We start from the raw sequence: 11,328 nt of genomic DNA on the forward strand, positions 1-11,328 counted from the left end.
TGGCGAGAAGATCACCATCCCGGTCGGCGAGACCACCGGCTCGGTGAGCATCAGCGCGCCGAACGATGTACTGGTCGGCCACACTCCGCTGACCAACTCCATCACCAACGTCAGCGGCGGCAACTACGAAAATCTCGTGGCCGACAAGACCCCGGTCAGCACCACCGTGACCGACTCCGTCGACACCACCAGTGTCAGCCTCAGCGCCACTGGCACCGTGGCTGAAGGCGGTTCGATCATCTACACCGCGACCCTGACCAACGCAGCCGGTACTCCGGTGACCGTCACTCTGAGCAACGGCGCGGTGATCAACATCGCCGCCGGCAACACCACCGGTACCGTCACCGTTGCGGCGCCGGCTGACGACGTCTATATCGACGCCGGCAAGGTCAATGCCTCGATCACCAGCGCCACCGGAGGCAACTTCGAGAAGCTGGTGCCGGACACCACACCAGCGGTGACCAACGTGACCGACACCGTGGATACCACTTCGGTGGGCATCACCGGCAGCACTTCGGTCACTGAAGGCCAGACTGCCAGCTACACCGTGAGCCTGACGCATCCGGCGCAGACCGAAGTCACCCTGAAGATCAGCTACAGCGGCACCGCCACTGACGGTTCGGACTTCAGCGGCGTGTACACCGTGAAGATTCCGGCCGGCGCCAGCAGCGCCAACTTCAACGTCGCCACCATTGACAACAAGATCACTGAAGGCACCGAGAACTTCACGGTCAAGATCGATTCGGCCAGCGGCGGTAACTTCGAGAACCTGGTGGTGGGCAGTAACAACAGCGTCACCACCTCGATCATCGACAACGATGCGCCACCGGTCATCGACCTGGACGCCAACAACTCCAGCGGCGCCACCGGGGCCGACTACAAGGTCACTTTCACCGAAGGCACCACGGGCCCTGGCGTGTCGATCGCCGACACCGACCTGAGCATCACCGACCCGGACAGCACGATGCTGACCGGCGCCACCATCGTGCTGACCAACCGTCAGCCGGGGGACTCGCTGAACCTGGGCAACAACGTCAACGGCATCAACATCAATGCCAACAGCAAGGACGGCTCGATCACCCTGACCCTGTCGGGCAACGCGACGCTGGCCGACTACATGCAACAGATCAAGAACATCACCTTCACCAACAACAGTGAAGACCCGAGCACCACGCCACGGACCATCACCGTGACCGTGACCGACGGCGGCAACTACTCCAATGTCGCCACCACCACGGTCAATGTGGTGGCGGTAAACGACGCCCCAACCGCCACCGGCGGCGCCGTGACCGGCAGCGAAGACAGCCCGCTGGCCCTGACCTGGTCCAACTTCGGCGTCAGCGACGTCGACAGCCCGGCTGCCAACCTCGGGGTGAAAATCACCCAACTGCCAGGTGACGGCAAACTGCAATACCTGGACGGTTCGACCTGGAAGGATGTGGCCAACAACCAGACCTTCAGCAAGGCCGATATCGATGCCGGCAAACTGCGCTTCACCCCGGACGCCAACGAATCCGGCACCAATGGCTACGGCGGCAGCGGCGTAGGCAACCAACAGGCCGATTACGCCCAGATCAAATTCCAGCCAACTGATGGCCAGGCCCTGGGCAGCACCGGTACGGTCACGGTCGACATCACCCCAGTGGCCGATGCCCCGACCCTGAGCGTGGCGGGTAACAACGTCAACTCGGTGGGCCTGCTCAAGGAAGTCTGGACCGGCCTCAGCGGCCTGGGCACCGACGGCAACGGCGCGTCCGCCAGCACCCTGAAATCGGTGATCGACGCCGCCGGCACGCCCAACAGCAGCAGCCTGGCGACCAACGTCCAGTCCGACGGCAACATCACCCCGGGCACCGCATCGAAGACCTCCGGCCTGATCTACCTGGAAGCCGGCAAGGCCTACACCTTCTCCGGCACCGGCGACGACAGCCTGCTGGTGACCATCGGCGGCAAGAACGTGGCCAGCACCACCTGGGGCGCGGGCGGTAACCTAAACGGTACCTTCACCCCGACCACCAGCGGCTACTACACCATCGATATCTACCACCACAACCAGAGTGGTCCGGGCAGCTACGACGTCAACCTCTCGGTCAACGGCGGCGCCGCGGTAGACCTGAGCAACGCCGGCGTGCCGCTTTACACCGGCGTCACCGACCTGACCAACGCCGGAGTTTCGGTGTCCGAGCTGCACGGCACCAACGGCGAGGGTTACTACGACGGCTACAAGCTCAACGAAGGCGGCGAAGGCGGCAGCGTGCATCTGTCGAAGATCAGCACCGGCCTGACCGATACCGACGGTTCGGAAACCCTGAGCGTGAAGATCAGCGGCATTCCTGCAGGCTCCGTCCTCAGCGATGGCGCCGGGCATACCTTCACCGCCACCGCGACCTCCGGCGAAGCCAACGTCACCGGCTGGAACCTGGGCAACCTGACGGTCACCCCGCCGCCGTACTACAACGGCACCTTCAACCTCAACGTGACCTCGACCTCCACCGAGTCCCTGGGCGGTTCTGCCAGCACTTCGGCGCAGATCCCGGTCAAGGTCTACCCGGCAAACTACAACGCGATGGTCGCCACCGCCGACGACGATACCGTTATCGGTACCGACGGCAACGACATCGTGGTCGCCGACATCGGCGGCCTGACGGTGGTCCCGGGCACCAACTACAACATCGCCTTCATGGTGGACACCTCGGGGAGTATGAGCAGCGCCTCGATCACCGCGGCCAAGAACTCCCTGACCTCGGTGTTCAATACCCTGAAGAACAGCATCGGCAGCGCTGGCTCGGGCACCGTGAACATCTTCCTTGCCGACTTCGATACCCAGGTCAACAAGTCGGTAGCGGTGAACCTCAACGATCCGAATGCCCTGGCCCAACTCAAGGCCGTGCTGGACTCGATGGCTTCTGGCGGCGGCACCAACTATGAAGACGTGTTCAAGACTACGGCCAACTTCTTCCAGAGCAGCCAGGCCACCGGCAATACCAATGCCAAGAACCTGACCTACTTCATCACTGACGGCCAGCCGACCTTCTATCAGAGCGGCGAGCAGACCAACCCGACGCTGTACGGCAACGTGCGCCTCGATGACGTGGTGACCACCAGCAATTACAAGCTGGGGGATACCTTCAGCAAAACCATCGACAGCGATCACATTCTCAGCGTGAGCAGCAACGGTACGGTCAAGCTTCAGACCTACAGCACCAATTGGTGGGGCCAAGGCTCTTGGAATACTGCAACCTTGGGCACCCTGCATGCCCAGGGCGACGGCACCTACGAGCTGTCGAACCTGGCCGGCTCCGGCAGCAGCACCGATTACTACACCTCCACCAACTCCAGCAGCGGCTTTGCCTTGCTCAGCGGCCTGTCGAACGTCGAAGCCATCGGTATCAATAGCGGCGTCAGCCTCAACGACCTCAAGCCATACGACAGCGATGGCAAGCCGCAGACCAACATCGACCCGAACGATCTGGCCAATTCGATCATCGGTCACACCGAAGCCACCATGCCGGGGGCCGACAAGGTCAGCGGCGGCGACGGCAACGACATCCTGTTCGGCGACCTGGTGAGCTTCAACGGCATCGCCGGCGAGGGTTACCAGGCCATGCAGGCCTACGTGGCCGAGCAGAACGGGGTCGATGTGAGCAAGGTCACCACCAGCAACGTGCACCAGTACATCACCGAGCACTACAAAGAGTTCGATGTGTCTGGCAGCCATGACGGCAACGACACCCTGCTGGGCGGCGCCGGCAATGACATTCTCTTCGGCCAGGGCGGCAACGACACGCTGGACGGCGGCAAGGGCAATGACATCCTGCTGGGGGGCACCGGCAAAGACACCCTGATCGGCGGCCAGGGCAACGACATCCTGATCGGCGGTTCAGGTGCCGATACCTTTGTCTGGAAGGCCGGCGATACCGGCAATGACGTGATCAAGGATTTCAAGGCCAGTGAAGGTGACCGTATCGACCTGCGGGATCTGCTGCAGGGCGAGAGCGCCAGCACCATCGACAACTTCCTCAAGATCACCACCGTGGACGGGGTCTCGACTCTGCAGGTCAGTTCCGAAGGCAAGCTCAACGCCGCCGGGGGCCTGGCCAACGCCGACGTGACGATCAAGCTGGAAGGCAACAACTGGTCCAATGCCAACATCAACTCGTTGATCGCCGGTAGCGACCCGACCATCAAGATCGATCACAACAACAGCTGATCGGCTCCTGGCAGCCACCCCTGGCGGGTGGTTGCCGGGTCCTGGCCAACAGCCTGCGCCGTGACGATTGTCGCGGCGCACCGCATACTCGCGCTCTGAATGCTGCGCTGGCCTATGCTGCTGACAGCCGGATGCCTAAAAAAGCCTGAGGGATTTGCCATGTTCTACGTGCAACGCGATGCGCAAGGTCAGCTGATTCGCGTGGAAGCCGCCGCTTACGCCGAGGCTACCGAGACGCTGCCCGCCGATCACCACGAGATCCAGACCTGGTACGCCAACGAGGCGGTGGAAGTCAGTCTCAAGCAGCTCAAGCAGAGTGACCTGGAAATGATCCGGGTGCTGGACGACCTGATTCAGGTCCTGACCAGCAAGGGCGTGATTCGCGTCACCGACCTGCCGGCGGCGGCTCAGGCCAAGCTGATGGATCGCACCCAGGCCCGTGAGGCCCTGGGTGGACTCAGCCGGCTGATCAATGATGATGAAACCGGTTTGATCTGAAAGCCCCTCGCCTACAGGAGCCGGCTTGCCGGCGGATGCACGTTCAAGCCCAAGGTGCTGGCTCGCCGAACAGTTGCCCCTGCACGCCATACAGCCCCATCTCGCGAATCACCTGCAGCTCGCCCTGGGTCTCGACCCGCTCGGCAATCAGCGGCAGGTCGATGCTGTGGGCAGCCCGCTGGATAGCTTCGATAAACAGGCGTTTGTCGCTTTCCTGATCGATGTCGCGGATGTAGCTGCCGTCAATCTTCAGATAGGCCAGGCCCAAGCGCGCCAGGTTGCCGATCATGCTGAAGCGCCCGCCAAAGCGTTGCAGGCTGAGGGAGAAGCCCAGTTCCCGCAGGCGCCGGGTCAACTGTTCCAGCTGAATCTGCTCAGGCAGCTGTTCTTCACCAATTTCCAGGGTCAGGCGCGGCCCCAGGTCAGAGTGCTGGCGCAGAATCTCGAATACCCGGTTCAGGGCCTGAGGATCTTCCAGGGTGGCTGCCGACAGGTTCAACGCCAGGCAGTGGTCATGTCCGACCATCTGCTTCAACACCTGTTCCAACATCAGCAGATCCAGGCGCGACGTCCAGCCAAAGCGCTCCAACCAGGGCAGGAAGCGCCCGGCCGGGATGGTCTGGCCCTGCTCGTCCAGCAACCGCGACAACACCTTGTAGTGCAGCACCAGCGTGGTGTCCTGGGCCGCCACCACCGGCTGGAAATACAGCTTGAAGCGCTGCTCCGACAGCGCCCGGTCCAGCAGCCGGTGCCAGGCATGGTGATCATCCCCGACTTGAGCTCCGCCCCCCTGATCCAGGCAGGCCCAGTTGGTCTCGCCCTGGGCTTCGGCCTGGGCCAGGGCCTGATCACCGAGGCTGAGCACCGCTTGTGGCGAATCTCCGTGAGCAAAGGCTGCCAGACCGATGGTGGCTACTGCGGCAACGTCGGTGGCGCCGGTGGCATGCAGGTTGCCCAGAGCGCTGTCCAGGCTTTGGGCCAGCTGGATGGCTTCCTCACGCACCAGGCCGGGCGCCAGTACGGCGAATTCGCCACCGCGGACCCGGGTCACCAGGTTCTGGGTTTCGGGGTACTTGTTGCACTCGCGCAGCAATTGCTCCCCCACCGCTTGCAGCAGTTGGTCGGTGCGCTGGCCCCCCAGACGCTGGTTCAGGCCAGCCAGGTCCTTGACCCGCAACAGCAGCAGGTAACCGGAACTGGCCTGCTCCGGGTTGCTCACCCGGGCATGCAGCTGCATTTCGAAATAACGCCGGTTGGCCAGCCCGGTCAGGCTGTCCTGGTACGACTCGATGCGCAGTTTTTCACTGCGCTCGGCCTGCTCCTGGAACAGCGCCTTGAGCTTCTCGACCATCTGGTTCATCGCCTGCACTACCCGGCGCAGTTCCGGGGTTCGGGGCAGTTGCGGCAGGCTGAGGAACTCGCGGCGGGCAATGGCATGGGACTGCTGGACCATGTAGTCCAGCGGCTTGAGCTGGCGCCGTAGCAACAGGGCACCGAGCACCGCGCTCACCGCGCCGCAGATCAACAGCCAGCCCAGGCTGCCCAGGGCGCTCTGCCAAAGCTTGGCCACGGCGAACATCGGATGGCTGAGCACCTCGACCCGCGCGGCCTGCTCCCAGCCGCGACTGACGATGGCGTCGCCGCCGGCAGGCTCAAGGCCGATGAGCTTGACGAACCACTGGGGCACATTGCTGACTTCCGGGATGCCGTTGCGCTCGACGATGGTCTTGTCGGTGGCCAGGTCCACCACCCGGATGCTGGCGTAGTAGCCGCTGTCGAAGATCGAACTGACCATCAGTTCGACCATCGCCGGATCGTCGATATTCGGTGTCAGCGACAAGGCCAGGGCCGTGGCCGCGTCCTGGGCATGGGAGCGCAGCTGATTGACATACTGGGTGCGCGAACTTTCCAGGCTGACCATGAAGCTGCCGCTGAAGGCGACCACCAGGAACACACAGATTGCGATCAACAGTTGTTTGAACAAAGACATCTGAGCTCGTGCTCCTAGTTAGTCGTCTCGACCGGAAAACCTTCGGCCTGCATTTTTTTCAACACGTCCTGCCAACGGGACAGGCGCTTGGTATCACCGACCCGCTTGTTGCCTTTGGCGCCCGGCAGCCATAACCCTTCGGCATTGAAGGAATACACCGGCAGCAGGTCGGTTCGCTCGCTGGCCGGGCGGATCGAGTCCTCCAGGCTATCGAGCACCAGCGGCATGGCGTCCGCCGTGGAATAGTAGGTCAGGACCATGTGCGCGCGGTTCTGGCGCAAGGCCTTGACGTAGGTGATGCGCAGTTTGTCACTGGACACCCCGAGACGCCGCAGGCTGAAGTACTTGGCAATCGCATAATCCTCGCAGTCGCCAGCGCCCTTCCATAGCGCCTCGATCGGCGTCTCCCAGTAGTCCACCTGACGCCACAGATCGATATCTTCCATGTAGCGCATGTTCTTATTGAAGAACAGGTTGACCACTTTCAACTGCTCGCGCTCGGACACCTGCTTCTGCGTGGCCAGCAGGTGCTGCCAGGCATCGATACGTTGCTGACCTTCGCCCAGGGGACCGTAGAGCGCCGTGGCACGGCGGCTGATCAGGGAAAAATCCCAGTCGGCGTGCAGACTGCCCAGCAGCGCGCCAGCCAGCAGCAGTGCCGAGCAGAACCAGCGCAAGGTCCGAAAAAGAGCTAAACGTGCCGCCAATGCAATGAGTCCATGGGAGCTGTCGTAAATCGGCTGATGGTGAAGGCTGGCCCGACAAAAAACAATGGCACCTTACAATCACCGGCCACCAGGGAAGGGCCTGCATTCAACACTCAGAGAATAGCGTCAAGTGGCATTTGCGTTGCCGACGACAGCCCATGAATTTCACCAGTGGCCACGTGCATTCAGCCGCGCCAGCCACTATGTTAGAAACTATTCGCGGACTGGGACGTCCCCCTCCAACGGCCTCTTGTCCGCAACGAGATCCCGCCCACAGGCCACCTTGCTTAAGGAAAAGCTGTGTACACCGACACCCGACAATGGACGCTGGTGATCAACTCAGGGCACGCCACCCGCTTACGCCTGATCTGCTTTCCCCAGGCCGGGGCGGCAGCGGAGCAACTGCGGGTGTGGTCCAACAGCCTGGCCGATCACATCGAGCTGGTGGTGATCAACCTTCCGGGGCACGGCCCACGCCGCGACGAAGCGCCCTGTGACAACTGGCCGAGCCTGCTGGAAAACACGTTCGCCGCCCTCAATCCCTGGCTCGACAAGCCCCATGCGCTGTTCGGCCACGGCCTGGGGGCACTGTTGGCGTACGAAACCTGCAAGTACGCCCAGGAGCGGTTTCCACAGCAGACCCGCCACCTGTTCGTCTCTGGCTGCCGCAGCCCTGACAACCTGCCCCGTCGGCCTTTGCTGCACTCATTGCCCATCGAGGCATTCCGCGAAGCGATCCTGACTCTCGGCGCCAGCCCCCTGGAGATGCCCCGGGGGCAAAACGACCTGCAATCCTACGAACGTTTGCTGCGCAACGGCCTGAAACTCTTCGAAACCTGGTACGACACCTCCAGCGGCTACCTCGACATACCGCTGACGGCTTTCTATGGCAGTGAGGACCCGCTGGCGACAGCCAACCATATGCTCAACTGGCGAGAGTTCACTGGGCGCGAATTCGAACTGATTGAAGTGGCCGGCAACCATTTCTTCATCAAGTCTCAGCGCCAGCGCCTGTTGCAGGTGATCAACACGCACCTGGGGCTGCTGGGGGAACATCTGGCCTGAACGCCGCCCATGAAAAAGCCCGCTCTGCTGTGATGCAGGAGCGGGCTTTAGGGGCGGTCCCTGATGGCCTCAGATCTTGAAGCTGTCCACCAGTTGCTTCAGGCGGCTGGCCTGCTGCGACAGTGCATCACAGTCCTTCAGGGTTTCATTGAGGTTGGCAACGCCCTGCTGGTTCAGCAGGTTGATCTGGTTGATGTCGACGTTGAGGGTCTCCACCACCGCGGTCTGTTCCTCGGTTGCCGCAGCCACCGACTGGTTCATGCCATCGATCTCGCCGATCCGCTGAGTCACGCTGATCAACCGTGCACCGGCCTGGTTGGCCACTTCGACGCTCTCTTCGCTGGACGCCTGGCTGGCATTCATGGTCGAGACCGCCTCGCGGGACCCGACCTGCAGGGAGGTGATCATCTTGTGGATCTCTTCCGCCGACTCCTGGGTACGGTGGGCCAGGTTACGCACCTCATCGGCCACCACGGCGAAACCACGGCCGGCTTCACCGGCACGGGCCGCTTCGATGGCGGCGTTGAGGGCCAACAGATTGGTCTGCTGGGAGATGCCCTTGATCACATCAAGAATGTGCCCGATGTTGTCGGTGCTGGCATTCAGAGTCTCGATCTGGGTGCAGGACAGGCTGATCTTCTGCGACAGCTCGGTCATCGCCTGGATGGTCTGCTCCACCACTTGGCGACCGTCGTCGGCCTGCTCGCTGGCGCCACTGGCGTGTTGCGAGGCATCGGCGGCGTTGCGGGCGATTTCCTGGGTGGCAGCACCCAGTTCGTTGATCGCTGCGGCCACGCTGTTGGTGCGGGCGCTCTGCTCGTCGGAACCGATGATCGACGCATTGGACGATGCCATCACCCGTTGCGACAAGTCATGCACCTGGCGAGTAGCCGAGGACACTTCGGAAATCGAGGCGTGAATCCGTTCCACGAACTGGTTGAACGAACTGCCCAACTCGCCGAACTCGTCCTTGCTTTCCACGACCAGACGCCGGGTCAGGTCGCCTTCGCCCTGAGCAATGTCCTGCATCGCCCGGCCCATGGTGATCAGCGGGCGCATCAGCACCTGGATCAGCAGAGTCAGCAATACCGCAATCACCGCCACAGCGATAAACATGGCGATCAAGGCAGAAGTACGGAACTGGCTCAGTGGTGCGTAGGCCTTTTCCTTGTCGATGGACAGGCCGATGTACCATTCGGCATTCGGCAGACCGGTCACCGGGGTGAAGGAAAGGATGCGTTCCTGTTTGTTCAGGACCACTTCCTGGTTGCCGCTGGCGATCCGTACGTTGGCGCTGGGATAGATGTCCTTGAGGTTCTTCATCACCTGGTCTTTGTCCGGGCTGACGATCACCTGACCGTCGGCGCTGACCAGGAAGGCATGGCCCAGGCCGCCGAAGTCCACCGAGTTGATGATCTTCACCAGGGTTTCCAGGCTCAGGTCGCCACCGACCACACCGAGTAATTCTCCCTGCTTCTTCACCGGCATGGCGATGGTGACCACCAGACCGCCGACAGCCGCCATGTAGGGCGGGGTCAGCATGGTTTTATCGGCGGTTACGGCCTGTTTGTACCAGGGCCGCTGACGCGGATCGTAGCCGTCGGGCATCTTCGCATCAGGACGCTGGGTGAAGGTGCCATTGGCCTGGCCGACATAGGTGAACTGGAAGTTCGAGGTGAAGGCTGGCTGATCCACCAGGCCCGGGAAGTCTGCGTTGTGACCTTGGTGGGCAACGTTCTGCGCCAGGTTCTCGAGCACCAGGATTCGCCCGCTCATCCAGTTCTGCACGCTGCTGGAGGTGAGCTCACCGGCCTGCTGGATGGAGGACTCGAGGTTCTGTCGGATAGTGTTTCGCTGCAAGTAGTCGTTGTACAAAGTGAACAACGCAAAAGCCAGAACCACTACGCCGGAGGCGGCCAAAAGGATTTTATGGCTGAACTTGAGATTCATTTCATGGGACTTCTTATGCCGAAAGTGGGGATGCGTCCGTAAAGCAACATTCCATGTAACAGTGCAGGCGACATTCTCCGGCCGCTCTACTTTGGTGCACACATGTCTTATCAGTCTTTCGGCAAGAATCCCCGAACCCTTAGAGATTTATCTGAATTACTTGTCTGAACTTGCCGATTCCCGCCGAACGGCATGCCAGAGCGTCCGCCGCGCATTTTCAGATGACCGACAGCTTCCTGCTCACAGCCAAATCGATAACCCCTCCACAACAGCCCGACTAATTGTCATTTGTGGCAATCAGGCCGGCAGGCCTCCATGTCATCAAGCAAGTTCGCCGTCCAGATCAGCGGGGCACTCAGCGCCCACTTCTGGTGGAGAGCCGGCATGCCTTCCTCAACTCTATGAAGCATACGGAGCAGCGCCACTACTGGCACCCGGAGCGCTGGTGGACCGAGTGCAGACCGAATATCCAAGGCTGCAGGAGTATCCACAAGAGGCCGGACACTGCGTTGCTGGTTTGTACCACGTACGGAACTACCACCCGCAGGCGTTATGCCAAAGCCATTAGGTGCTTTATCTAGATTCGGTCAGTGCTCAAGCGCTTTGGGGGGAACCTGCGGCTTACAGAGAGAACCTGGTGCCGTTTCTGCTTGAGTTCCACTAGAACCCTGGTCCTGCCCGGCAATTGTAGGCTGTGGCTGATGGCATTTATATCTGGTGGTGCAAGTTGATTGCCCGCAGGAGCGGCAAGCGGCATAGAGCCCGGCGTTAAGGATAGAGTCGAACGTTGGTAATAGCAGTCTGTTCAAGGCAGCTACAGGTACTCTGCAGGACCTTGTGACTTGATTACCCAGACTTTATCGAGCGCAAAAACAAAACCCCTGTCTGCGTCAGCAAACAGGGGTTTT

At 61.5% G+C, this 11,328-nt stretch carries 5 protein-coding genes and 2 pseudogenes; 3 read left to right on the plus strand and 4 right to left on the minus strand.

Going from position 1 to position 11,328, the window contains the following annotated elements; genetic code table 11:
* Both Q8O96_RS30860 and Q8O96_RS30865 read left to right on the plus strand, forming a co-directional pair.
* A pseudogene (locus Q8O96_RS30860) lies at positions 1 to 4,210 on the plus strand (LapA family giant adhesin); the annotation flags it as partial.
* 159 nt (positions 4,211 to 4,369) lie between these two features.
* Positions 4,370 to 4,708 carry a tryptophan synthase subunit beta gene (locus tag Q8O96_RS30865; RefSeq protein WP_102861886.1) on the plus strand — a complete coding sequence of 113 codons (339 nt, stop codon included), beginning with the start codon at positions 4,370 to 4,372 and terminating at the stop codon, positions 4,706 to 4,708.
* A 43-nt stretch (positions 4,709 to 4,751) separates the two neighbouring features.
* Here Q8O96_RS30865 and lapD read toward each other — a convergent pair whose 3' ends face one another.
* Entirely contained in the window at positions 4,752 to 6,698 is a 1,947-nt protein-coding gene (gene lapD / locus Q8O96_RS30870; RefSeq protein WP_102861885.1) for a cyclic di-GMP receptor LapD, read from the minus strand.
* 14 nt (positions 6,699 to 6,712) lie between these two features.
* Positions 6,713 to 7,405, minus strand: coding sequence for a cysteine protease LapG (lapG, locus tag Q8O96_RS30875; RefSeq protein WP_102861884.1), 693 nt, complete (start codon positions 7,403 to 7,405; stop codon positions 6,713 to 6,715).
* Positions 7,406 to 7,705: 300 nt separating this feature from the next.
* Between lapG and Q8O96_RS30880 the strand changes: the two genes are divergently transcribed.
* The gene (locus Q8O96_RS30880) at positions 7,706 to 8,470 is read left to right on the plus strand and encodes a thioesterase II family protein (protein WP_305950099.1); all 765 of its coding nucleotides are present in this window, start codon (positions 7,706 to 7,708) and stop codon (positions 8,468 to 8,470) included.
* Between the two features lie 69 nt (positions 8,471 to 8,539).
* Here Q8O96_RS30880 and Q8O96_RS31420 read toward each other — a convergent pair whose 3' ends face one another.
* Together Q8O96_RS31420 and Q8O96_RS31425 are read right to left on the minus strand one after the other, a co-directional pair.
* Positions 8,540 to 9,325, minus strand: coding sequence for a methyl-accepting chemotaxis protein (locus tag Q8O96_RS31420; RefSeq protein WP_371826218.1), 786 nt, complete (start codon positions 9,323 to 9,325; stop codon positions 8,540 to 8,542).
* 69 nt (positions 9,326 to 9,394) lie between these two features.
* Positions 9,395 to 10,420: pseudogene (locus tag Q8O96_RS31425) on the minus strand (cache domain-containing protein); the annotation flags it as partial.
* Between the last annotated feature and the right edge of the window lie 908 nt (positions 10,421 to 11,328).

The sequence above is a fragment of the Pseudomonas sp. LPH60 genome (genome assembly GCF_030718165.1).
GTDB lineage: Bacteria > Pseudomonadota > Gammaproteobacteria > Pseudomonadales > Pseudomonadaceae > Aquipseudomonas > Aquipseudomonas danubii.